The sequence below is a fragment of the Pseudonocardia sp. genome (assembly GCF_025465255.1).
Classification (GTDB): domain Bacteria; phylum Actinomycetota; class Actinomycetes; order Mycobacteriales; family Pseudonocardiaceae; genus Pseudonocardia.
Genome location: NZ_JAODNI010000033.1, coordinates 1 through 21,384, shown reverse-complemented (window position 1 = coordinate 21,384; position 21,384 = coordinate 1). Strand labels below are relative to the sequence as shown.

The 21,384-nt window shown below is 74.0% G+C and carries 22 protein-coding genes; 14 read left to right on the top strand and 8 right to left on the bottom strand.

The window, feature by feature from the left end; all coding sequences use genetic code 11:
- Positions 1-53: 53 nt before the first annotated feature.
- The 3 genes from JWP64_RS03480 to JWP64_RS03470 all read right to left on the bottom strand — a co-directional run bounded on the left by JWP64_RS03480 (position 54) and on the right by JWP64_RS03470 (position 3,487).
- A complete protein-coding gene (locus tag JWP64_RS03480) occupies positions 54-305 on the bottom strand; it encodes a hypothetical protein (RefSeq protein WP_297492164.1) in 252 nt (83 codons plus the stop codon).
- Positions 306-412: 107 nt separating this feature from the next.
- The gene (locus tag JWP64_RS03475) at positions 413-1,750 is read right to left on the bottom strand and encodes a chloride channel protein (protein ID WP_297492162.1); all 1,338 of its coding nucleotides are present in this window, start codon (positions 1,748-1,750) and stop codon (positions 413-415) included.
- 54 nt (positions 1,751-1,804) lie between these two features.
- Complete coding sequence (locus JWP64_RS03470) at positions 1,805-3,487, bottom strand: CocE/NonD family hydrolase (protein WP_297492160.1); 1,683 nt, start codon at positions 3,485-3,487, stop codon at positions 1,805-1,807.
- An 83-nt stretch (positions 3,488-3,570) separates the two neighbouring features.
- Here JWP64_RS03470 and JWP64_RS03465 point away from each other — a divergent pair, with 83 nt between their 5' ends.
- Entirely contained in the window at positions 3,571-4,563 is a 993-nt protein-coding gene (locus tag JWP64_RS03465) for a zinc-dependent alcohol dehydrogenase family protein (protein WP_297492159.1), read from the top strand.
- A gap of 103 nt (positions 4,564-4,666) precedes the next feature.
- Positions 4,667-5,662 carry a sugar phosphate isomerase/epimerase gene (locus JWP64_RS03460; RefSeq protein WP_297492157.1) on the top strand — a complete coding sequence of 332 codons (996 nt, stop codon included), beginning with the start codon at positions 4,667-4,669 and terminating at the stop codon, positions 5,660-5,662.
- 27 nt (positions 5,663-5,689) lie between these two features.
- Here JWP64_RS03460 and JWP64_RS03455 read toward each other — a convergent pair whose 3' ends face one another.
- Positions 5,690-6,925, bottom strand: a complete 1,236-nt coding sequence (locus JWP64_RS03455) for an MFS transporter (RefSeq protein ID WP_297492155.1) — start codon at positions 6,923-6,925, stop codon at positions 5,690-5,692.
- A gap of 101 nt (positions 6,926-7,026) precedes the next feature.
- On the opposite strand from JWP64_RS03455, the gene JWP64_RS03450 reads away from it, so the two are divergent.
- From JWP64_RS03450 to JWP64_RS03435, 4 genes are all read left to right on the top strand, one after another.
- The gene (locus JWP64_RS03450) at positions 7,027-7,584 is read left to right on the top strand and encodes a TetR/AcrR family transcriptional regulator (RefSeq protein WP_297492153.1); all 558 of its coding nucleotides are present in this window, start codon (positions 7,027-7,029) and stop codon (positions 7,582-7,584) included.
- Positions 7,581-7,988 carry a PaaI family thioesterase gene (locus JWP64_RS03445; protein ID WP_297492151.1) on the top strand — a complete coding sequence of 136 codons (408 nt, stop codon included), beginning with the start codon at positions 7,581-7,583 and terminating at the stop codon, positions 7,986-7,988. The genes JWP64_RS03450 and JWP64_RS03445 overlap by 4 nt, the downstream gene beginning before the upstream one ends.
- A 122-nt stretch (positions 7,989-8,110) precedes the next feature.
- Positions 8,111-10,474, top strand: a complete 2,364-nt coding sequence (locus JWP64_RS03440) for a hypothetical protein (protein ID WP_297492149.1) — start codon at positions 8,111-8,113, stop codon at positions 10,472-10,474.
- 124 nt (positions 10,475-10,598) lie between these two features.
- Positions 10,599-11,345, top strand: a complete 747-nt coding sequence (locus JWP64_RS03435; RefSeq protein WP_297492147.1) for a methyltransferase domain-containing protein — start codon at positions 10,599-10,601, stop codon at positions 11,343-11,345.
- 12 nt (positions 11,346-11,357) lie between these two features.
- Here the strand turns inward: JWP64_RS03435 and JWP64_RS03430 are convergent, their stop codons facing one another.
- Positions 11,358-12,854 carry a helix-turn-helix domain-containing protein gene (locus tag JWP64_RS03430; protein WP_297492145.1) on the bottom strand — a complete coding sequence of 499 codons (1,497 nt, stop codon included), beginning with the start codon at positions 12,852-12,854 and terminating at the stop codon, positions 11,358-11,360.
- A 183-nt stretch (positions 12,855-13,037) separates the two neighbouring features.
- Between JWP64_RS03430 and JWP64_RS03425 the strand changes: the two genes are divergently transcribed.
- Genes JWP64_RS03425 through JWP64_RS03415 form a run of 3 tightly spaced genes read left to right on the top strand, consistent with a single transcriptional unit; the run spans position 13,038 to position 15,810 of the window.
- Positions 13,038-14,051 carry an amidohydrolase family protein gene (locus JWP64_RS03425; protein WP_297492143.1) on the top strand — a complete coding sequence of 338 codons (1,014 nt, stop codon included), beginning with the start codon at positions 13,038-13,040 and terminating at the stop codon, positions 14,049-14,051.
- 5 nt (positions 14,052-14,056) lie between these two features.
- Complete coding sequence (locus JWP64_RS03420; RefSeq protein ID WP_297492241.1) at positions 14,057-14,788, top strand: iron-sulfur cluster assembly protein; 732 nt, start codon at positions 14,057-14,059, stop codon at positions 14,786-14,788.
- Complete coding sequence (locus tag JWP64_RS03415) at positions 14,785-15,810, top strand: NAD(P)-dependent alcohol dehydrogenase (protein ID WP_297492141.1); 1,026 nt, start codon at positions 14,785-14,787, stop codon at positions 15,808-15,810. The genes JWP64_RS03420 and JWP64_RS03415 overlap by 4 nt, the downstream gene beginning before the upstream one ends.
- 103 nt (positions 15,811-15,913) lie before the next feature.
- On the opposite strand, the gene JWP64_RS03410 is transcribed toward JWP64_RS03415, so the two are convergent.
- On the bottom strand, positions 15,914-16,069 hold the full coding sequence (locus JWP64_RS03410) for a hypothetical protein (protein WP_297492139.1): 156 nt from the start codon (positions 16,067-16,069) through the stop codon (positions 15,914-15,916).
- 500 nt (positions 16,070-16,569) lie between these two features.
- Between JWP64_RS03410 and JWP64_RS03405 the strand changes: the two genes are divergently transcribed.
- The 4 genes from JWP64_RS03405 to JWP64_RS03390 all read left to right on the top strand — a co-directional run bounded on the left by JWP64_RS03405 (position 16,570) and on the right by JWP64_RS03390 (position 19,356).
- Positions 16,570-17,235 carry an RNA polymerase sigma factor gene (locus tag JWP64_RS03405; protein ID WP_297492137.1) on the top strand — a complete coding sequence of 222 codons (666 nt, stop codon included), beginning with the start codon at positions 16,570-16,572 and terminating at the stop codon, positions 17,233-17,235.
- Positions 17,232-18,005 (top strand): methylated-DNA--[protein]-cysteine S-methyltransferase, encoded by a 774-nt coding sequence (locus JWP64_RS03400; protein WP_297492135.1) that lies wholly within the window; start codon positions 17,232-17,234, stop codon positions 18,003-18,005. The genes JWP64_RS03405 and JWP64_RS03400 overlap by 4 nt, the downstream gene beginning before the upstream one ends.
- Before the next feature lie 83 nt (positions 18,006-18,088).
- Positions 18,089-18,604, top strand: a complete 516-nt coding sequence (locus JWP64_RS03395) for a methylated-DNA--[protein]-cysteine S-methyltransferase (protein ID WP_297492132.1) — start codon at positions 18,089-18,091, stop codon at positions 18,602-18,604.
- Between the two features lie 26 nt (positions 18,605-18,630).
- Positions 18,631-19,356 (top strand): 2OG-Fe(II) oxygenase, encoded by a 726-nt coding sequence (locus JWP64_RS03390; protein WP_297492129.1) that lies wholly within the window; start codon positions 18,631-18,633, stop codon positions 19,354-19,356.
- A gap of 8 nt (positions 19,357-19,364) precedes the next feature.
- On the opposite strand, the gene JWP64_RS03385 is transcribed toward JWP64_RS03390, so the two are convergent.
- Positions 19,365-20,138, bottom strand: coding sequence for a hypothetical protein (locus JWP64_RS03385; protein ID WP_297492127.1), 774 nt, complete (start codon positions 20,136-20,138; stop codon positions 19,365-19,367).
- A 247-nt stretch (positions 20,139-20,385) separates the two neighbouring features.
- Complete coding sequence (locus tag JWP64_RS03380; protein ID WP_297492125.1) at positions 20,386-20,871, bottom strand: MarR family transcriptional regulator; 486 nt, start codon at positions 20,869-20,871, stop codon at positions 20,386-20,388.
- 113 nt (positions 20,872-20,984) lie between these two features.
- On the opposite strand from JWP64_RS03380, the gene JWP64_RS03375 reads away from it, so the two are divergent.
- A partial coding sequence (locus tag JWP64_RS03375; RefSeq protein ID WP_297492123.1) for an enoyl-CoA hydratase-related protein occupies positions 20,985-21,384 on the top strand: 400 nt, incomplete at its 3' end.

The following is a 21,384-nucleotide window of genomic DNA, read 5'->3' as shown; positions in this document are numbered from 1 at the left end:
CCGGTGCGGTGGGCGGCAACCGGTGCCACCCACCGCGCGGCTGCCGGAAACCGTCAGCCGCTCTGGCGCTTGGTGTGGCTGCGGGCGCCGCGGCCCCCGTGCGCCGGCCCGGACCGCGGCCCGACGTGCGACGGGTCGGTCTTCCCGGCCTTCGCCCGACGCTCGGCGCGGTTGAGCGGCACCTCGGCCGGGGTGTCCGCCTCGAGGTCGGCGGGGTCGCCGGCGGCGGTGGGGTCGGCCGAGGTGGTGTCGGCGGAGGTGGTGTCGGCGGTACGGGGCGGCACGGACGGGGCGGGCTTCGACACGGGAGAACCTCCGAGGAGAATCAGCACACGGGCAACGACGTACGAGCTCAGAGGATCGCCGGCCCAGCGTAGCCGGGCGGGCCGCCCGGCCCGGAGGCACGTCGCCGTCACCGCGGGCGCTCGGCGAGCCGGGCCGAGTAGATCGAGTAGCCGTCGATCCAGCGGGAGACCCCGGTGGCCAGGACCGTGGCCGCGATCATCGGGATCATCAGGCCGAAACCGGCGTGCGTCAGCTCCAGGACGAGGACGAGCGCGGCGAGCGGCGCCTGCATCCCGGCCCCGAGCATCGCCGCGGCGGCGATCATCGCGTAGGCCCCGACCGGCCCGCCCGGCCAGAGCAGTGCCCACGCCGAACCCAGTCCGACGCCCAGCACCGCACCGGTGCTCAGCAGCGGTGTGAACAACCCACCGTACGCCCCGCTGCCCAGGCACAGGGCCGTGACCAGCGGCTTGAGCAGGAACAGCGCGAACGGGACGACGAGCGCGGGCGGGGCGGCGAACGCCTCCCGGGCCATCTCCTGCCCGTTGCCGAACAGCTGCGGGAAGGCCAGGCCGACCCCGGCCAGCACGAGGAACGCCCCGAGCGGCGCGACGAGGACCCACCGGCCCTTCGCGCCGTGGTGCGACACCCACGCGACCAGCCGGATGAACCCGACGGCGGCGACCCCGACCACCGGCCCGGCCACGAGTGCCCACACGAACGGCGACGGCCCGAACGTGAAGTCCGGGACGCCGGCGTACGTGGCGGAGGTGGGCAGGTACACCCAGCCGACGAGCGTCGCGATGCCCGAGCAGGCCAGCGCGGGCAGCATCACCGGCAGCCGGACGACCCCAACCAGCACCTCGGCGGTGAAGAGCGCGCCGCCGAGCGGGACGTTGTAGACGGCGGCGAGCCCCGCTCCCGCCCCGCACGCGACGAGCAGGCGCCGCTGCGCGGTCGAGAGGCCCGTCCACCGGGCGAGCAGGCTGCCGCACACCCCGCCCATCAGCTTCGGCGCGGCCTCCCGGCCGAGCGACGCCCCGAGCCCGACGACGATCTCCGAGAGCACCGACGTCCCCGCGCTGCGCCGGAAGGAGAGGGTCCCGTCGCCGGTCCAGACCGAGTCGTCGACGTCGGAGCGCAGGCCCGCGCAGAAGCGCCGCAGCAGGAACCAGCCCACGCCGCCGATCACCCCCGCGACGGCCAGGGCCAGGGTCCGGTGCAGCGGGGACGGGGTCGTGTCCCCGTAGGCCAGCCGCTGCACGCCGTCGAGGAGCAGCATGAGGAGCCCGCCGAAGAGCCCGGCACCGATCCCGGTGAGCACCACCGCCAGCCAGAACAACGGCGTGAGCGGGGTGTCCTCGTCGCCGGTCACGTTCGGCTGCTCCATCGCACCGCGGCCGGACGCGATGCGGTGGCCGATCAACGGCGGCGGGATCCTGCGGCGCTCGCCGCCGGCCGTCACGTCCGCACCTCGGGCATGGCCGGACCGTAACGCGCCCTCCGAGGAGCTCGCCGCCTAGAGCTGCACGACCGGCAGCACCACCCGGGAACCCCGGTGCTGCACCGTGCGCCGGCTCGGGACGAGTTCCGTCGCCGACGCGGTCGGCTCACCGGTCCCGGGGTTGCGGGCGAACCGCGGGAAGGCGCCACCGGAGACCTGCAGCCGGATCCGGGAGCCGGCCTCGAACCGGTGGGCGCAGGGGTCCAGGCCCACCGTCAGGCGGTGGGGCTCCCCCGCCGGGACCGACGCGTCCAGGCGCAGGAACCCGTCCGCGACGTTGTGCGAGCGGTTCCGGCCCCGCCGGTCGACGGTCACCTCGCAGAGCCGGACGAAGACGTCCGCGTGCGGGTTGTCCACGCTCAGCGCGAGCTCGACGCGCGGTGTACCGGCCACGTCGACCGCCACCGGCAGCGGGGCCGACGTGAACGTGACGACGTCCGGGCGCGCCTCCAGCTCCGAGTTCTCCCGGCGGCCGGTGGACCCGGTCATGACCCGCCCGCCGACGGCCGGGGTGGGGTCCGTGGGGTCGTACCGGAAGGTCGTCGCGCCGCTGTGGGACGGCTTCGCCTCCAGCCGCGCCCCCGCGTGCAGGTGGAACGCCGTGTCGACACCCGGCGGCGGCCACTCCGGCAGCTCCCGCCAGGTTCCGGCGTGCTGGACGCGGACCGGCTGCCGCGAGCGCGCCGCGGCGCCGGCGAGATGCTCGTCGAACCACGCCAGGGTCTCGCCGCTCAGCGTGCGGGCGCCCTTGAACTGGGCGTCCATGTGCGTCCAGTCCCCGATGGTCAGGGCGACGTCCACGCCGCGGCCGCGCAGCGCCGCGTACTGCTCGACCGTCTGGTCCAGAAAGATGTCCGACCAGCCGCCGGTCAACAGCACCGGCGTCTCGACCCGCTCCAGCGCCTCGCCGGCCCGGTAGGGCTCCCAGAACGGGTCCGAGTCGTCGTCCGCGTGCTCGAGCCATTCGCGGTACCACGGCGCGCGGCCCCGTAGGAGCGGTTCGGCGGCCGCCGGGAGCGGGAGGTCCCCGACGACGGCGGCGACCCTCTTGCCGGCCGTCAGCGCCTCCACGATCCGGCCCGGCCCCTGCGCCTCCTGCCCGGCGACTGTGGCCGTCCAGCCGAGGAAGTCGTTCAGTGTGAACGCCCCGCTGCCGAAGACGGCCCGCCGGAAGTCGTGCGGGCCGACCTGCACGACGCTCGCCCGCAGCTCCGGCGGCGGGTCCTGGAGCAGCGTCCACTGCGTCCAGCCGACGTAGGAGGCGCCGAGGGTGCCGAGGCGGCCGTCGAACCAGGGCTGATCGCGCAGCCAGGCGACGGTGTCCCGGGCGTCGTCCGTCTCCTGGGCCATCGGCCGGAACGTCCCCCCGGAGCCGAACGTCCCGCGGACGCTCTGCAGCAGCACGTGATAGCCGCGGGCGGCGAGCATCGCCCCCTGCAGCACCCCGCCCGGGAAGCCGCGCCCGTACGGGGTGCGGACGAGGATCGTGCCGTTGCGGGTGGCACCCGTCGGCGCGTAGTGGTCCGCGTTCAGGGTGACGCCGTCCCGCATCGGGACCCGCACCCCGCGCTCGACGAGGTGACCGGTGCGGGCCCCGGGCTGGCGCAACACCTTCGCGAGGACGGTGTCGAGGAGCCGGGCGCGGCGGCCGGGGATCTCGGGCGCGACGGGGGTGACCGGGGGCCGCGGGACGCTCATGACCACCGACGCTACCCGCCGCCACGGCGCCACGGCGCCACCGATGATCGTGCCGGGCGCGTGGGGGCCGTAGGTTCGCAGTCATGGTGCGCGCGATCAGGTTCCACGAGACGGGCGGTCCCGAGGTCCTCCGGTACGAGGACCTCCCGGTCCGCTCCCCCGGGCCCGGCGAGGTCCGCATCCGGGTCGACGCGGTCGGGCTGAACCGCGCGGAGGTCAACTTCCGCCGCGGGACGTACCTCGAGACCCCCCGGCTGCCCGCGGGGCTGGGCACCGAGGCCGCGGGCGAGGTCCTCGAGGTGGGACCGGACGTCGAGCGCTGGGCGCCCGGGGACGCGGTGAGTGTCGTCCCGGCCTTCTCGCAGAACGACTACCCGGTCTACGCCGAGGAGGCCGTCGTGCCCGCGGCGGCGCTGGTCGCCCGGCCGGACGGGATGGACGCGGTTACCGGCGCGGCGATCTGGATGCCGTACGTGACGGTGTACGGGATGGTCGCGGAGATCGTCCGGGTGCGGCCCGGGGACCACGTCGTGATCACGTCCGCGGCGAACAGCGTCGGGGTCGCGGCGCTGCAGGTCGTCCGCCATCTGGGCGCGATCCCGGTCGCGACGATCCCCTCCCCGGCGCAGCGCGACGCGGTGTTCGCGGCGGGTGCCGAGTCCGTCGTCGTCACCTCCGAGACGGACGACCTCGCGGCCGCGCTGCGCGCCGCGACCGGTGGGCGGGGCGCCGCACTGGTCCTCGACGCGGACGGCGGGCCGGCCGTGGCCGACCTGGTAAGCGCGTGCGCGCCGGACGCGACCGTGATCGTCCACGGCGGGCTCTCCGGCGAGCCGACGCCGCTGCCCGCCGCCGGGTACGCGCCCGTCTGGCTGCGGCGGTACCGGGTCTTCGAGATCACCGGGGACCCTGAGGCGCTGCGCCGGGCCGAGCACTTCGTCCGGTCCGGGCTGGCGACCGGGGCGTTCACCCCGCTCGTCGACCGGGTCTTCGCCTTCGACGACGTGGTCGCCGCCCACAAGTACGTCGACTCGCCGGACCGGGCGCCCGGGAAGCCGGTGCTGCGCGTCCGCTGACCCTGGCGCCGAGTTTGAGCGATTGTCAGGACATAGGGTTGACGGGTGCGCGGTCGGCCCCGACGATGGTCGTACCTGCTCGACGACCCGGAGGACCCGTCCGATGAAGCTCGGTGCCTACACCGCCTGCCTGCACGACAAGCCCCTGCCCGAGGCCCTGGGAATCCTGGCCGGGATGGGCCTGACCAGCGCGGAGATCAACTCCGGAGGGTTCCTGCCGCCCGTGCACCTGCCGATCGAGGACCTCCGCGCGAGCGAGACCGCCCGCTCGGAGTACCTCGGCCTCTTCGCCGGGCACGGCATCACGCTGACCGCGCTGAACTGCAACGGCAACCCGCTGCACCCGGACCCCGAGGTCCGCGCCAAGCACGGGCAGGACGTGCTCGACGCCGTCGAGCTCGCGGCGCTGCTGGGCGTCCCGCGCGTCGTCACGATGTCCGGGCTCCCGGGCACGAACGCCGCGGGCACGCTCCCGGCGTGGGCCGTGCTGCCGTGGGAGAGCGCGCAGCTCGACGTCCGGGACTACCAGTGGAACGAGGTCGCGATCCCCTACTGGCGCGACGTCCAGGCCCGGGCCGCGGACGCCGACGTCAAGGTCGCACTGGAGATGCACCCGCACAACATCGTCTACAACGCCGGCACGATGCTCCGGCTGGCCGAGGAGATCGGCTCGACGCACATCGGCGCAGAGATGGACCCGAGCCACCTGTTCTGGCAGGGCATGGACCCGATCGCCGTGATCGGCGCCCTGGGCGAGCTCGTGGTGAACGCGGCCGCGAAGGATATCCGCATGAACGAGAACGTACTGGTCAACGGCGTGCTCGACGACCGCTTCGGCCGCATCGCGCCCGACACCCCGGACGCGCTGGGCCTCGGCGGCCGGTACACCCTCAGCCGGTGGCCGCAGCAGTCCTCGTGGGACTTCGTGGCGGTGGGCCGCGGCCACGACGTCGAGTACTGGTCCCGGTTCCTGCAGGCCCTGCAGAAGGTGGACCCGGACATGGCCGTCAACATCGAGCACGAGGACCAGGAGCTGGGCCAGATCGAGGGCCTCTCCTCCGCCGCGCGGGTCCTGCTGCAGGCCGCCGCCGGCCTGTGACCCCCGCCGGCCCGCGGCCCTTCCGGGTCAGGGGCAGGTGGCGGGAGCAGGCTCGGTAGAACCCGGCCGGCGGCGGGCGAGGGCCAGGCGCAGGACGAGGGCGGGGGTCGCCGCCACGACGACCGCCAGGCCGTAGACCAGCGCGGTGATCCGCAGCCCGAACGCCGTGCTCGCGAACCCCGCCGCGACGGCCGGGACGCTGAACGCCAGGTAGGAGATCACGAAGGCGAAGGCGAACAGCGCCCCGCGCTCGTCGACCCCGGCGATCCGGGCGAACGTGCCGAAGGTCGCCAGCGACGAGGCCCCGAAGCCCACGCCGGCGACGAGGGTCCCCAGGGCCGCGAGCGCGACGGTCCCGGTCAGCACCCCGAACAGGGTGACCAGGGTGCCGCCGCCGAGCAGGGCCGCCGCCGGGACGAGCAGGCTCGTCGCCGGCCGGGAGCGCAGTGCGAACGCGGTGACCGAGCCGGTGCCGCACAGCATCGTGACGACCAGGCCGCCGACCAGGTGGTTCTGCAGGCCGAACAGGCTCGCCGCCACCGAGGGCCCGAGCGAGAGGTACAACCCGCCGAGCGCCCAGCTCGCCAGCATCACGGGCACGACGGGGGCCACGTCGGCCTGCAGTCGGGCCGGCACGCCGACCCGCGGCCGCAGCGACGCCAACGCGCCGGGCCGGCGGCCGACCGTCTCCGGCATGCGCAGCACGACGATCCCGGCGACGACCATCCCGGCCAGCAGCAGGGCGAAGACGAGGTGCGTGGGCGCGGGGGCGAACTCGACGAGCGCGCCGGTGCCGAGCGCCCCGAACGCCAGCCCCGCGGTGGGGGCGATCGAGTTGATCAGGCCGGCCCGGCCGGGCGTGTGCGCGGGCTCGTGGTCGACGAGCGCGGCGCCGAGCGTCGTCATGGCGGCGCCGGTGGCGACGCCCTGCAGGAACCGCGCGACGGACAGCACCGCGACGTCCCCGGCGAGGAGGAACAGGACCAGCGCCAGGGCTTCGAGCAGGATCGCGGCAGCGAGCACCGGGCGTCGGCCGACGTGGTCCGAGAGAGCCCCGACGACCAGCAGCGAGCCGAGCAGCCCGAACACGTAGATCGCGAAGACGAAGGTCAGCACCGAGGCCGAGAAGCGCCATTGCTGCTGGTAGACGACGTAGAGCGGGGACGGCGCGCTCGACGCGGCCAGGAAGAGCACGACGATCGCGGCGACGGCCGCGAAGGTGCGGGTCCGCGATCCCGCCCCTGTTCCAGCGAGGGTGGACATGCGACTCCTTGCAGCGATCTCTGCGTTAATGGGCTGACCGTAGCACGAACGCACAGATCGATGCGTTTAGTTGCCGCAGTGATCAGTGCAATAATGGGGCCATGTCCGCCAGCACCGCCGTCCAGAGCCGCCCCGGCGGCCGGTCCGCGCGCGTCCGCGCCGCCGTGCACCGGGCCGTCGGGGAGCTGCTGGCCGAGGACACGTCCGAGGCGTTGACCATCCCGATCGTCGCGGCGCGCGCCGGCGTCCATGCCACCACCGTCTACCGGCGCTGGGGGTCGATCGGCGACCTGCTCGCCGCCGTCGCCTCGAGCCGGTTCAGCGGCGACATCGTGGTGCCGGACACCGGCAGCCTGCGCGGGGACCTCGAGCAGTGGGCCGGGGACGTCGCGACGGACCTGCAGGATCCTGACGTGCTCGCGCTCATCCGGGCCTCGATCGGCGCCGGCGGCGCCGAGGGCGCCTGCGCCTGCAGCACGGACCGGCGCAACCAGCTGGCCGCGATGATCGAACGTGAGCAGGCGCGGGGTGGCACGCCACCGGACGTCGAGCGGGCCACGGACCTGCTGCTCGGCCCGCTCTACTACCGCGCGATCTTCACGTCCGCGCCCGGCGAGCCGGCGTGGGCCCGCGGCCTGGTCGCCGACCTGTTGCCATGAGTCGGCTCGCCGAACGCGCCGCCGCGGCGCTGGACATCCCCCTGCAGCACGCCCTGAAGGCGCGGGCGATCGATCCGGACGACCCGACGGCCGGGGTCACGTTCCCCGTCGAGGGCCTGGCGATCAACCCCGGCGGGACGCTGCACGCCGGCGCGCTGGGCGCGATCCTCGAACTCACCGGGTTCCTCGCGCTGCTCCCCCACCTCGCCCCGACCGAGCACGCGGTCACGCATCACATCTCGACGCAGGTCCTGAGCCCGGGCCGGGTGGGTGAACAGGTCGAGGTGACGGCGGAGGTGGAGCGGCGGACGAAGCGGCTGGGGTTCGTGACCGTCACCGCGACGATCGGGGACCGGCTGATCGCCCGCTCGCAGATCACGAAGTCCGTGATCGAGATCCGCTGACCCGACCGTCCCGCGCAGTCGGCCCGGCTACCCCGCGTCCTGCCGGGTGCACGATCATCGACGGCGACGAGGACGAGGAGGCCGGGTTGAGTCGGCCAGGAGACGGTGACGGTGCGCCTCCGGTGGGCGGCCGCGAACTGCGGGTGCACGGTGTCGCGGGGACCCCGCCCGAGAGCATGCTCGGGTTGCGCGCCGTCCTCGACGGGAGCCCGGGCGGGGCGGCCTGCGTCAGGCGGCCCCGTCCGGACGAGATCACGCTCTGGGACCCTCCGGGGATCGATCCCCGCCTGCAGGCGTGGTCCTGGAGCTCGCTCACGTCGGGCCGCTGGTACCAGGCGTTCTACCTGCTCCTGCTGCCCTTCATGATCGCGAACCTGGCGGGCTGGATGCTGCCGGCGGGACGGCCCGAGGACCCGGGCGAGCCGGCGCCGTACCGGGACCTGCGGCTGCGGTGGGCGACGCTCGTCGTCCGGCTCGTCGGGCTGCTCGTGACGCTCGTCTTCGTCGTCTCGGTGCAGATCGTGCTGGCCGATCTCGTCGTCTGGCAGTGGCTCTACCAGAGGCTCGACCGGCCGGTGGGGGTCGCCGGGATCGGCACGACGGCCACGGCGGCCGTGTTCCTGCTGCTGATCGTCCTGACCCGCATCCGCCCCCGTCCCGCCACCGCGACAGGGCGGCAGCTGCGGCCCTTCCCCTGGAGCCTCGTCGACGCCTCACGGGAGCGCCGGGCGCAGTGGCGCACCCCGCGCGACCCCGTCGGAGCCGGCTTCCTGATGCGCGAGCAGTGGCTGCTGTGGAACAGCGGCGCGATCAACGTGGCGCTCCGCAGGCTGCACCTCACGGCAGGGCTGGCCACGATCGCGCTGCTGGCCGCCGTCCCGGTCGGCCGCGCCGAGCCCAGCGCTCTGCGGTCGTGGACGCTCGCGCTCGGCCTCCTCGCCTGGGCGTCGGTCCTCGGCCTGCTCGCCTGGATCGGCCTGCGCCGTGGCCCGGGGGTGCAGGGCCGGCCGGCGACGGACACCGGCGACCCCGGCCTGCGGCTGCCCTTCCTCCTCGTGCGCTGGGCGACGTGGCCCCTCGCCGCCGCCGCGGTCGTCCTCGCCGCCCTGCTGCCCCTCGGCTGGTCCCCCGACATCGTCCGCAGGTGGGGCTCCCTGCCCGCCCTGCGCGGCACCGCGGTCTGGGTCACGGCCGCGGTCCTCGTGGGCATCCTCGTCCTGTACCTCCTGTGCCGACCGTTCCGCAGCGGGCGCCGGGCCGTGAACCCCGCGGCGATGCTCCTGATCGCCGCGAGCGTCGGCGCGGCGTTCGGCGCCGGCCTGATCAGCCGGGCCGCCGGGCTGGTCGGCGGGCTGGGCTCGTTCGCGCCCGCCGTCGACCAGTACGTGGGCTGGCTCGCCGTCGGGGTGACGACCGACCTCGCCGTGCTCGTCCCCTTCGCCGCAGTCCGCTGGTGGTGGCTCTCCCGGGACGGTGGCCGCGCGGTGGGCGTCCACCGGCTCACCGGCGACGGCTCGTGGCTGACCGCCGTGATCGGGGTGACCGGGGTGGTACTCGCCGTCGCCGGCGGCATCGGCTTCCTCGTCCGGGGCGGGATGCCGCCGGTGGACACCCTGCCGTCGTGGTTCGCCCTGACCGTCCTGGGGCTCCTGCTCGGACCGCCCCTCGTGGTGGCCTGCGTGCTGGCGGCGAGCCGCGTCCGGAACCTGGTGCTGGTCGTGCTCGCGGCGGTGGTCGTGGCGGCGGCGGTCGTGGCCGCGGTGCACTTCGGGCGCGGCTTCACCGTGCTCGGCGTCGCGCTGCCGCCGTCGACGTTCGCCGAGTTCTGCCTCGACGTCGCCGTCGTGCTGCCCACGGCCGCGGTCCTGGCCCGCATCTACGCCGGGCTCACCGACGTCGGCGCCCGGCGCGGGGTCGGTGTCCTCTGGGACGTCGGGACGTTCTGGCCGCGCTGGTTCCACCCGCTCACCCCGCCGACGTACTCCGACCGGGCCGTCCCGGAGCTGGACCGGCGGATCACGACGGAGCTCGAGGGCCCCGGCGCCACGCTGCTGCTCGCGCCCCACAGCCAGGGGACGATCATCGCCGCCGCGGCGGTCCTCCTGCACGAGCAGCCGCGGGAGGGGCTGGCCCTGCTCACGTACGGATCGCCGTGGCAGCACCTCTACGCCGAGTTCTTCCCCGCGCAGGTCCATCCGGTCGCGACGGACACGATCCGGGAGCGGCTGGACGGCCCGGCCGGCGCGCGCTGGATCAACCTGCACCGCGCGACGGACGCGATCGGCGGGGAGATCGACGGCGTCGAGCAGGCGGACGCGCTCGACGACCCGTGCGGCCGCAAGCACTCCGACTACTGGGTCGAGGACGAGTACGGCGAGGCGGCCGCACGCCTGCGCGCGATGCTCGCGGGGGATCCGGCACGCGACGGGCACCCGCCCGACGGTTCCGACGCGCCGGCCCCGGCCGAGCCCGCCGGAACGGGGTGAAACCGGCCTGGCCGCACCACGTCCGGGCGTCTTTTGGACGCGCCAGGTCCGTCCTGCGTCGCGGCCGTCCGAGGCGTGACACCCTGGGTCCAGGATGTCCGACGCATCCGGAGAGCGGGCCCGCATGGCAGAACCGACGACCGGCCGGGTGGCCCAGACCCGGGACCAGCATGATCCGCTGAGCGATCTCGCCCACGGGTCGATGGCCCTGCCCAACGGCGGGCGGATCCACTACACGCACCCGCGGGCCGCGATGGCGGTGCTCTACGAGACGAACTTCGACGCCACCGAGGAGTACCCGCCGTACTGGGCCGAGCTGTGGCCCAGCGGCGTCGAGCTGGCGCGTGCGGTCGCCGCCGCGCGGAACCGCAGCGGGACCGAGCTGACGGGGGCGAAGGTCCTCGAGCTCGGCTGCGGCCTGGGCCTGCCCGCGATCGCCGCGGCGATCGCGGGGGCGAAGGTCCTCGCGACGGACCGGTCCCCCGACGGCGTCGCCTTCGCGGCCGGGAACGCCCGGCGCTCCGGTGTCGAGATCGAGACGGCGGTCTGCTCCTGGTCCGAGCCCGCCCCGCTGGTCACCCGCGCGCCGTGGGACCTCGTGCTCGCGGCGGACGTGCTCTACGGGCACCGCAACGTCGTCGAGCTGCTGGACCTCTTCCCCCGGCTCGTCGGCCGCGGCGGCGAGGTGTGGCTCGCGGACCCGGGTCGCCCGCTCACCGCCGAGTTCCTCGACGGCGCCCGTGCGCGGTGGGGGTCGGTGTCCACACTGGTCACGGTGCCGACGTTCAACCCGGTCTCGGACGTCGACGACGACGACACCCCGGATCCCGTGCTCGTGACGGTGTACCGGCTCCGGAACCCGCGGTACTGATCGCTTCCCGGGTCAGCCCCTCCCGCGCACCGTGATCCCGTACTGGGAGATCTTGCGGTAGATCGTCGCCCGGCTCATGCCCAGCACCGCCGCGGCCTGGGTGACCGTGACGCCGGGCTCGGCCAGGCAGCGCACGATCTCGTCCCGCTCAAGGGTCTCGATCCGGCTCAGCCGGCGGGTGGCGCCGCTGAAGACGTCCGCGGCGAGGTGCCGGGCGTCGATGACGTCGGCGCGGGTGGCCGCCTCGCGCACGACCTCCTTGAGCTGCCGGACGTTGCCCGGCCAGTGGTAGGTGGTCAGGGCGCGGGACGCGGCCGGGGTGAACCGGATCCCGCGGCCGCGGACCTGGTGTCCGAAGAAGTGGGCGAGCGCGAGGACGTCGTCCGGCCGGTGCCGCAGCGCGGGCAGCTCGACCAGGGTGTCCACCAGCGCGGACAGGGGCGCGGGGATCCCCGGGAAGTCCTCGGCCGTCACGGCGAACGGGCGCCGCAGAGCCCCCTCCGGGGCGTGCGATCCGACCTCGCCGAACATCCGCCCCAGCTCGGTGGCCGCCCAGGACGGCAGCGAGTCCACGCGTCCGACGATCACGCTGGTGTTGTCCTTGCCCAGCTCCGGCGTCCAGAGCGAGAGCCAGGAGTCCGCGTCGCGGGGCTCCGGCGGCCGCGCGGTGAGCACCCGGCACTGCGGCCGGACCCGGCGGTGCGCGGCGGCGAGCAGCGCGGTCTTGCCGGTCCCGGGCTCCCCGACGACCCCGACGACGAGGTCCTCGGCGAGCGCGGCCTCGACCTCGGCGAGCGCGGTGGTCCAACCCTCCGAGAGGACGGGTTCGGCCGGGGCGCCGTCGTCCGTGCGGGCGTTCACGACGCGGAAGACCTCACCGCGTGGAACAGGCCGCGGGACGCTCCCCCGCGCCCGGGCGAGCATCAGCGCCGCCGTGTTCCCGGCCGCCATCTGGGCCAGCGCGAGCAGCAGGGCATCTTGCTCCTTCGACCAGGTCGTCAGGTTCACGCTGCCGACGAGATGCCCGCTCACCGGATCCAGTACCGGGACGGCCGCGCAGGTGTACCCCCACAGCCCGGTGCAGTAGTGCTCGTCCGCCCGGACGAGCGACGGCGCGCGGTCGGCCAGGGCGAGGCCGAGGCCGTTGGTGCCCGCCTCGCGCTCCGAGAACGCGAAACCCGGCGCGAGGTGCACCCGGTCCAGGGCCCGGACCAGCGACGACTCCCCGCAGAGCCGGCTCAGCACGAGCCCGCGGCTGTCCGTGAGCATGAGGCTGACGGGCTCGTTCGCGAGCGTCCCGTGCAGGCCGCGGAGCACCTCCTGGCCGCACTCGTAGAACAGCGAGCCGTCGTCGACGTTGCCGGCGAAGACCGGCTCCACCGCATCCAGCGAGACCCCGTAGGCCTGGCTGCGCTGCCAGGACGCGGACAGCCGTGGGGTCACCGTCACCGAGACGCCCGCCGCCCCGGCCAACTGCTCCCGCTCCGAGCGTTGCCGCTGCTCGCTCATGCACGTACCTCCCCAGGACGCCCCGCTGCGCCTTGCTCCGCGCCTCGACTGTGACACGGGCGCGGCCCGGGCGGCCGCGACGAAGGTCTCACATTGAGACGCGCGCGGACCCGCCGCGCACGCCCGGCTCCCTAGCGTCCCAGGTCGAACGTGCCATTGCTGTCGCGGAGACCAGGAGCACCCATGTACACCAAGGACGGCGAGAACTACTTCATCGTCGACGCCCACGTCGCCCTGTGGGATGCGCGACCGGAGAACCAGCGCAACATCCACGGCAAGCAGTTCATCGACTGCTTCTACGACTACCACCGCAACCTCAGCCCGCAGTCCGAGTCCTGGTCCTACGACGAGTTCCTCTACCAGGGCGGGGACCGCCTGATGAAGGACCTCTTCGTCGACGGCCACGTGGACCACGCGATCTTCCAGCCGGCCGCGCTGCCCGCCTTCTACAACAACGGCTTCGGGCAGGTCGAGGAGGCGTTCGCCCTGGCGAGCGCGCACCCGGACAAGCTGACCTACAACCACTGCTGGGACCCGCGCTTCGAGGGGGCGGGCCTGAAGCAGCTGCGGGAGGACGCGAAGCGCTTCGGCCTGAAGGGCGCCAAGCTCTACACCGCCGAGTGGCACGGCAGCTCGCGCGGCTGGAAGCTCGACGACCCGTGGTCCTACCGGTACCTCGAGGCCGCCCAGGAGCTGGGCGTCAAGAACATCCACATCCACAAGGGGCCGACGATCCGTCCCCTGGACCGGGACGCGTTCGACGTCGCGGACGTGGACAAGGCGGCCACGGACTTCACCGAGCTGAACTTCGTCGTCGAGCACTGCGGGCTCCCCCGGCTCGAGGACTTCTGCTGGATCGCCACCCAGGAGCCGAACGTGCACGCGGGCCTGGCCGTCGCCATGCCGTTCATCCACACCCGGCCCAAGTACTTCGGGCAGATCATCGGCGAGCTCCTGTACTGGCTGGGCGAGGACCGGATCCAGTTCTCCAGCGACTACGCGATCTGGACGCCGCGCTGGCTCGTCGAGCGCTTCGTGGACTTCCAGATCCCCGAGGAGCTCTCCGAGTACGCGCCGCTCACGCCGGAGCAGAAGAAGAAGATCCTGGGCCTCAACGCCGCGGCCATGTACGACATCCCGGTGCCCGCGGAGCTGCAGCTGCCCCGCGAGGAGCCCCAGGCCGTGGCGGTGGCCTGACCGTGATCCGGGATGACGCCTACGCCGCCCTGCACACGGTCTCCGATCCCGAGCTCGACGAGCCGATCACCGATCTCGGCTTCGTCCGCTCCCTCGACGCGTCCCCGGACGGGCGCGTGACCGTGCACCTGCGGCTGCCCACCTCGTTCTGCTCGCCGAACTTCGCCTACCTCATGGCATCCGACGCGAAGGACGCCCTGACGGCGTTGCCACAGGTCCGCGAGGTGGAGGTGCTGCTCGACGACCACCACGACTCGGATCTGATCAACGCCGGGCTGGCGGCCGACGCCGGCTACCGGGGCACCTTCGGCGAGGAGGCGGAGAGCAGCCTCGACGAGCTGCGGCTCACCTTCCGCCGCAAGGCCCACACCGCCGCGATGGAGCGGGCGCTGACGCAGCTGCTCCGCCGGGAACGGGAGCTCGAGGAGGCGGACCTGCACGCCGTCACCCTCGGCGACCTGCCGGACGAGCGGACCACCCACGCCCTGCTGCGCCGGCGGGAGGCGCTCGGCCTGGGCACCGGCCCGGACGAGGCGGTGATGGTCGACGACCAAGGCCGCCCGTACCCGCGCGAGGAGGTCCCGCTGCGGCTGCGCCTCGCCCGCTCCACCCGCATCTCGATCGACGGCAACGCGCACTTCTGCCGCGGCCTGCTGCGCACCCGCTATCCCGACTCGGCCAACGACCAGGCCCCGCGGGCCGAGGGCGCCGAGAACCTGAAGGAGAGCTCCGCATGAGGGCAGTCCAGGTCGTCGGCTACGGCCGGAACCTCGAGATGACCGACGTCGCCGCGCCCGCCGTCGTCGAGCCGTACGACGTGATCGTGAAGATCGGCGGTGCGGGCGTGTGCCGCACGGACATCCACATCCTCGAGGGCCAGTGGGCCGAGAAGTCCGGCGTGACCCTGCCGTACACGATCGGCCACGAGAACGCGGGCTGGGTGCACGCCGCCGGTAGTGCGGTCACCGACGTCGCCGAGGGCGACAAGGTGATCGTGCACCCGCTCATGACATGCGGGCTGTGCCGCGCGTGCCGCTCCGGCGACGACGTCCACTGCACTCAGAGCCGGTTCCCCGGCATCGACACCGCCGGCGGCTATGCCGAGTACCTGCGGACGTCCGCGCGCAGCGTCGTGAAGCTCGACGACTCGCTGGAGCCGGCGGACGTCGCCGCATTGGCCGACGCCGGCCTCACCGCCTACCACGCCGCGGCCAAGGCGGCCCGCACCCTGCGCCCGGGCGACCGCTGTGTGGTGATCGGCGCCGGCGGCCTGGGGCACATCGGGATCCAGGCGCTCAAGGCCATGACGGCGGCCGAGATCGTCGTCGTGGACCGCAACGCGGACGCGGTGAAGCTCGCCCTGTCCATCGGGGCGGACCACGGGATCGTCGCCGAGGGTGGCCACGTCGACCAGGTCCTCGAGCTCACCGACGGGAACGGCGCCGAGGTCGTCGTCGACTTCGTCGGCGAGGGCGGCAGCACCCGCGACGGTGTGCGGATGCTGCGCCGGGCGGGCGACTACCACGTCGTCGGGTACGGCGAGAACATCGACATCCCGACGATCGACGTCATCTCCACCGAGATCAACCTGATCGGCAACCTGGTCGGCAGCTACAACGACCTGTGCGAGCTGATGGTCCTCGCCGCCCGCGGGCTGGTGAAGCTGCACACGACGAAGTACCCGCTGGACCGCTTCCAGGACGCGCTCGACGACCTGAACGCGGGACGGATCCGGGGACGGGCGATCCTCACTCCCTGACCGGTCTCCGTAGGCGACGACGAGCGGATGGCGGCGCACCTCGCCACCTTCGGGCCGGGAGCGGCGCCGCCACCACCTCGCGCGGGTCGCTCCTGGCGGGCGTTCATCGGCCGATTCCCGATTCGTCGACGTCGAGGTCCGTCACCTCGGCCGTCGTCGAGGCGACCCGAGCCGAGCAGGGTTCCGGGTCGAAGGCGCTGAACTCCTCGACGGGGCACCGCAGGTACGGGGTGGGGTCGAGATCATCGAGCCTCGCCACCGGTGTGGCAGGTCGCGGTCCGATCGGATGAGCGATCGAGTCCGGTCGGTGGATCAGGTTTCGCAGCGGCCGGTCGCCGACCCAGGGTGGTGGGTGGAACAGCGGAAACCCATCGGCCATCGAGATCACCCACTCGCTTTTGTGGATCATCGTGTGGTGCCGGGTGCAGAGCAGGACCAGGAAGCCGCTTTCCCGACCGGGGTCGCCGGCACCCGCGACGGCATCGCGCTGACGGCGGCCTCCCCTCGCCTCTGCTGCTCCGCTCCGCGGGAGACGGGGAGCCGGGGAGCCGGATCGGGATGGGCGGCGCGTTCAGCTCTTGATCGTCGTTGGGCAGCTCAGTCCCTTCCTCGGCGGCATCCTTCGCCGTGGGCCACCGTCCCGACTGGACGCCTTCGGATCGTCGGAGAACTGCGGGGCGGGTGACGCAGCGCCGTGGCCGTCCCGCGGTGAGAGGCTCATCCCGCAACCGCCGACTCCGAACCGGGGTTCTGCAGGACATGGTCGACGACGGGCACGACGGGACGGCCGAGGCCGCCGTCGAGGAGCAGTGGTTGCGCTGTGCCCTGGCCCGTGACCTCGACTCCGGATTCGCCGAGCTCACGCGGGTGCACAGCGACGTCGTCCACTCGGTCGCCCGCAACCTCGCCCGCCCGGCCGACGCCGAGGACCTGGCCGCGGAGGCCCTGCTCAAGGCGTACCGGGCCCTGCGCGGCTTCGACGCCGCGCGGATCGGCACGCTGTCGATCCGGCCGTGGCTGCTCACGATCCTGCGCAACACCGCCCGCAACGCGGCCAGGGACGCCGCCCGGCGGCCCGGCCCGCCGCCGGCGTTCGAACCGTCCACCGAGCAGACCGAGCCCGAACCCGCCGCGGGCCCCGCGGAACGCGCCGAGCGCGCGGACACGCAACGCCGCCTCGGCGCCCTCCTGGCCGAACTGCCCGAGGCGCAGCGGACCGCGATCGTGCTCCGGCACGTCGTGGACCTGCCGATCGGCGAGATCGCCGAGATCCTCGGCTGCAAGGACGGCACCGCCAAATCCCACATCTCACGAGGACTGCAACGACTACGGACACTGCTCACCGACACCACGACCACCGCCACGGTGACGGTCGTCGGCGGAACGGCACAGCGGGTGCTCCGGTCGGGGAGGACAAGTCGATGACCAGCAACGGCCGACCTTTCGGCACCGATCAGCAGCTCGTCAGCGCGCTCGGCACCCTCGCCGCGCCGGCGCCGCCCGGCCTGGCGGACAGGGTGTTCACCCGCTGGGCGAGCGCGCCGAGCCGCCTCGGCGACGTCTTCGTCGCCTTCACCGACCGGGGCGTGCAGTTCCTGCGCCCCGCCGGGGAGGGCGACGCCGACGGGTTCGCGGACGCCTACCACCGGCGGTTCGCCCGCCCCCTGCAACCCGCGGCGAGGCTCCCCGCCGGGGTCCTGCCCGCGCTGCGGGGACGCCAGGCCCGCGCCCTGACGCTCGACCTCGCCGGCCTCTCGGAGTTCGAACGGGCCGTGCTGGCCGCGACCCGGCGGATCCCGGCCGGGCAGACCCGCCCCTACGGCTGGGTGGCCCGCGAGGCCGGCAGCCCGCGCGCCGTCCGGGCCGTCGGATCGGTGCTCGCCCGCAACCCGGTACCGCTGCTCGTGCCGTGCCACCGCGTCGTCCGCGCCGACGGCGCCGTGGGCGACTACATGTTCGGGGCCCCGTCCAAGGAGCAGCTGCTGCGCGACGAGGACGTCGACCTCGACGGGGTCCGGGCGCTCGCCCGCGGCGGCGTGCGCTACCTGGCCAGCGACACCACCGGGATCTTCTGCTTCCCGACCTGCCGCGACGCCCGGCGCATCACGCCCGCCCATCGGCACGGCTTCCGCACCGTCTCCACCGCTGCCGCCGCCGGCTACCGGCCCTGCCTGCACTGCCGGCCCGCGGCCTGACCGCGGACCGCAGCTGCAACGGAGCCGACCCGGACGGGGTTCTGCAGGACGAACCGGAGAACCCACCAGGAGGAGCAGACCTCATGTCCACGACCATCCGTTCGACCCCTGTCGGGCCGCTGACCCTCACCGCCTCGGACGAGGGCATCACCCGCGTCGCGTTCGGCGCCGCTCCCGCGGACACGGCTCCGTCCACCGAGGCCGGGCAGTGGCTCGAGCAGGCCTGCCGGGAGCTCGACGAGTACTTCGCGGGCACCCGTACGGCGTTCACCGTCCCGGTCGACCTCCGCGGGGTCGGCGCCGGGCAGCGCGCGGCGCTCGACCTCCTCGGCGCGGTCGGCCACGGCGAGACCACCACCTACGGCAGGCTGGCCGCGCAGCTCGCCCGCCGGGGCGGGCCGGCGTCGGAGTCGTGGTCGTCCCACGTGGGGCCGCGCCGGGTCGGGTCCGCCATGGCCCGGAACCCGGTCCCGGTCCTCGTGCCGTGCCACCGCGTCGTCGGCAGCAACGGTGACCTCACCGGCTACGCGGGCGGCCTCGAGATCAAGCGGCGCCTGCTCGAGCTCGAGTCCCCGCAGGGGATGCTCGGGTCGGCCTGAACCGGCTCGCGATCGGAAGGACCAGCATGACCGACGCCACCACCACGCCGGGCCCGGCCGACACCGCCCGGAGCCTCGACTGGCCGGCGATCGAGCAGCGGCTCGACGCGGAGGGCTTCGCCTCCGCCGGGCCGCTGCTCGGCCCCGACCGGTGCCGCGACGTCGCCCGCATGTTCGACGACGACGCCCGCTTCCGCAGCACCGTCACCATGGCGCGGCACTCCTTCGGCGAGGGCAGCTACCGCTACTTCGCGAACCCGCTGCCCGAGCCCGTCCAGCAGCTGCGCGAGGCCCTCTACCCACCGCTGGCCGCCATCGCGAACCGGTGGGCGGACCGGCTCGGCGAACGCCGCTTCCCCACGACCCTCGACGCGCTCCTCGACGAGTGCGCCGGGCTCGGCCAGCACCGCCCGACCCCGCTGGTCCTGCGCTACGGCCCCGGCGGCTACAACTGCCTGCACCAGGACGTCTACGGCGACCTGACTTTCCCGCTGCAGTTCCTGATCATGCTGAGCCGGCCGGACGAGGACTTCACCGGCGGCGAGAGCGTGTTCGTCGAGCAGCGGCCCCGCCAGCAGTCCCGTCCGATGGTCGCGCGGCCAGGCCAGGGCGAAGCGATCATCTTCCCGGTGCGGCACCGCCCGAAGCCGGGCACCCGCGGCTACCACCGGGTGCAGATGAGGCACGGCGTGAGCGCGGTGCACTCCGGGGAGCGGCACGTGCTGGGGATCATCTTCCACAACGCGCGCTGACGGCTTCCCTACGGCGCCGAGCCGTCCTTCCGCGACGGCCTCTCCGCGTCGGGAGCGCCGCCGATCAGGTCGAGCATGCGGTCGTGGCGCCCGACGTAGGCCGCGCCGAACCGTCGCTCCGCCCGGGCCAGCCTCGCCCCGGAGTACCGCCGGCGCGCCCACACCGAGGCGGGCTTCGCGAGCCGGATCGCGCCGACGGTCGCGACGACGGGCAGCACGATCCCGATCATGCCCGTCGCGATCTTGCCCTTGACGAAGCACACGCCGGCCATGGCCAGGTGCACGCAGACCGTGGCGACGTACCCGCACGTCGCGAGAGCGCCGAGGCCCCGGCCCTCGTCCATCCCCACCGGCGAGGCCTGCACGAGCAGGACCGCGCCGATCGCGCCGCCGACGAGGATCGCGTCCACCGACTGCCGTCCCTGCTCGCCCCAGTAGACGTCGTCGAGGTGGAACCACAGCGCGAACTCGTCGAGGGTCAAGGCGGCGCCGATGCCGAACAGCGTCGCGAGGACCTGCACCCACGGCGGACCCGGCTGGTAGCGGAACTCCAGCAGCCCGCACAGCAGCACGAGCAGGATCCCCCACACCTGGTGGTGGACGTGCACGCCACCGATGTAGATGTCGCCGAGCCCGCCGCCCTCGGCGGCCGGTGCGGACGCCTTCGCCCGGATCCGACGGGTGATCCCCCGGACCACCACGAACGTCACGACGAACCCGATCAGTGCACAGAAGGCGGCCGACCGCTCGGAGCCGACGAAGGTCTGTTGGAACCAGCCCACCGCGGGACCCCCGCACCCGATGCTGCGGTGTCACGCACCGATCCGCCGATCCTGCCGACATCGGGCACGCGACGCCATCCCTTGACACCGCCCTCCGGGCGCGGCAGCCTGGTCACACCGATATCAGGAATACTGATACTCCAGGGTCGAACACCCGGACCGGCGCGGTACCGCCCCCGCTCACCGAGGAGCTGCGATGACCAGCACCGCTCCACGTTCCCCGCACGGGGTCGGGCGAGCGGGGCGACTACTGCGCCGGGTGGGTCGCCAGGGCGGCGCGGCAGCGGTTGAGCACGTCGTGCAGCGAGGCCTGCTCGTCGTCGCTGAGCCGGCTGACCATCCGGGCCTCGATGTCGGCGACGCGCGCGGCGTGCTCGGCCAGGAACGCGCGGCCGGTGGCGGTGAGGCTGATCAGCAGCCGCCGCCGGTGGGCCGGGCTCGGGGCCCTCGAGATCAGCTCGCGCCGTTCCAGGCTCGTGACCAGGTCGTTCATGGTCTGGGCGGTGACGAACGAGTTGCGGGCCAGCTCGGCCGAGGTGAGGCCCTCGCGCCGGGCCAGCACGGTCATCGCCGTGTACTGCAGCGTCGTCACCCCGGTGGGGCGCAGCAGCTCGTCGAGGTGGGCGCGCACCGCGAGCTCGACCTGCTTGATCGCGTAGAGCAGCGACGGCCGGCCGGCCCCGTCCGCGGTGGGTCCACCGGTGGCGTCCCGCCGCTCGGCGCTCGCCGTCATCGGTGCCCCTTCGGTTCGATCCCCTGCCATCCCGGTCGCAGGAAGCCTGGCACAGGCGACGGCGACGCGGCGAGCACCCCCACGCCCGCCCCCCGCTCCTCGAAGGGTCCGCGATGAACGTCTCCACCCTCGCCGGTTCCGACATCGGACTGGGCAGCTGGCCCGCCCGCCGGGCCCGGATCTCCCCCGGGCGGACCGCACTGACACCCCGCGGAGTGAAGGCGGTCGTCCTGGACGCGGACGGGGACCACCTCTCCGCCGGGCTCGATCTCTCCGAGCTCGCCGAACGGGACGCCTTCGAGGGCCTGGAGCACTCGATGATGTGGCACCACGCGTTCGAGCGCCTGGAACGCGGTCGGCTCCCCGTCGTCGCGGTGTTGAAGGGCGCGGTCATCGGCGGCGGCCTCGAGCTCGCCACCGCCGCGCACATCCGCGTCGCGGAGCCGTCGGCCTTCTACGCGCTGCCCGAGGGCCAGCGCGGCCTGTTCGTCGGCGGCGGCGCCTCGGTGCGGG

What these genes read in the sequence shown, in the direction of transcription:
- JWP64_RS03400 (WP_297492135.1), top strand. Translation starts at nt 17,232, where the DNA reads ATGACCAGCAACGGCCGACCTTTCGGCACCGATCAGCAGCTCGTCAGC.
- JWP64_RS03470 (WP_297492160.1), bottom strand. Translation starts at nt 3,487, where the DNA reads ATGAGCGTCCCGCGGCCCCCGGTCACCCCCGTCGCGCCCGAGATCCCC.
- JWP64_RS03425 (WP_297492143.1), top strand. Translation starts at nt 13,038, where the DNA reads ATGTACACCAAGGACGGCGAGAACTACTTCATCGTCGACGCCCACGTC.
- JWP64_RS03395 (WP_297492132.1), top strand. Translation starts at nt 18,089, where the DNA reads ATGTCCACGACCATCCGTTCGACCCCTGTCGGGCCGCTGACCCTCACC.
- JWP64_RS03465 (WP_297492159.1), top strand. Translation starts at nt 3,571, where the DNA reads ATGGTGCGCGCGATCAGGTTCCACGAGACGGGCGGTCCCGAGGTCCTC.
- JWP64_RS03405 (WP_297492137.1), top strand. Translation starts at nt 16,570, where the DNA reads ATGGTCGACGACGGGCACGACGGGACGGCCGAGGCCGCCGTCGAGGAG.
- JWP64_RS03430 (WP_297492145.1), bottom strand. Translation starts at nt 12,854, where the DNA reads ATGAGCGAGCAGCGGCAACGCTCGGAGCGGGAGCAGTTGGCCGGGGCG.
- JWP64_RS03455 (WP_297492155.1), bottom strand. Translation starts at nt 6,925, where the DNA reads ATGTCCACCCTCGCTGGAACAGGGGCGGGATCGCGGACCCGCACCTTC.
- JWP64_RS03460 (WP_297492157.1), top strand. Translation starts at nt 4,667, where the DNA reads ATGAAGCTCGGTGCCTACACCGCCTGCCTGCACGACAAGCCCCTGCCC.
- JWP64_RS03380 (WP_297492125.1), bottom strand. Translation starts at nt 20,871, where the DNA reads ATGACGGCGAGCGCCGAGCGGCGGGACGCCACCGGTGGACCCACCGCG.
- JWP64_RS03390 (WP_297492129.1), top strand. Translation starts at nt 18,631, where the DNA reads ATGACCGACGCCACCACCACGCCGGGCCCGGCCGACACCGCCCGGAGC.
- JWP64_RS03445 (WP_297492151.1), top strand. Translation starts at nt 7,581, where the DNA reads ATGAGTCGGCTCGCCGAACGCGCCGCCGCGGCGCTGGACATCCCCCTG.
- JWP64_RS03415 (WP_297492141.1), top strand. Translation starts at nt 14,785, where the DNA reads ATGAGGGCAGTCCAGGTCGTCGGCTACGGCCGGAACCTCGAGATGACC.
- JWP64_RS03435 (WP_297492147.1), top strand. Translation starts at nt 10,599, where the DNA reads ATGGCAGAACCGACGACCGGCCGGGTGGCCCAGACCCGGGACCAGCAT.
- JWP64_RS03450 (WP_297492153.1), top strand. Translation starts at nt 7,027, where the DNA reads ATGTCCGCCAGCACCGCCGTCCAGAGCCGCCCCGGCGGCCGGTCCGCG.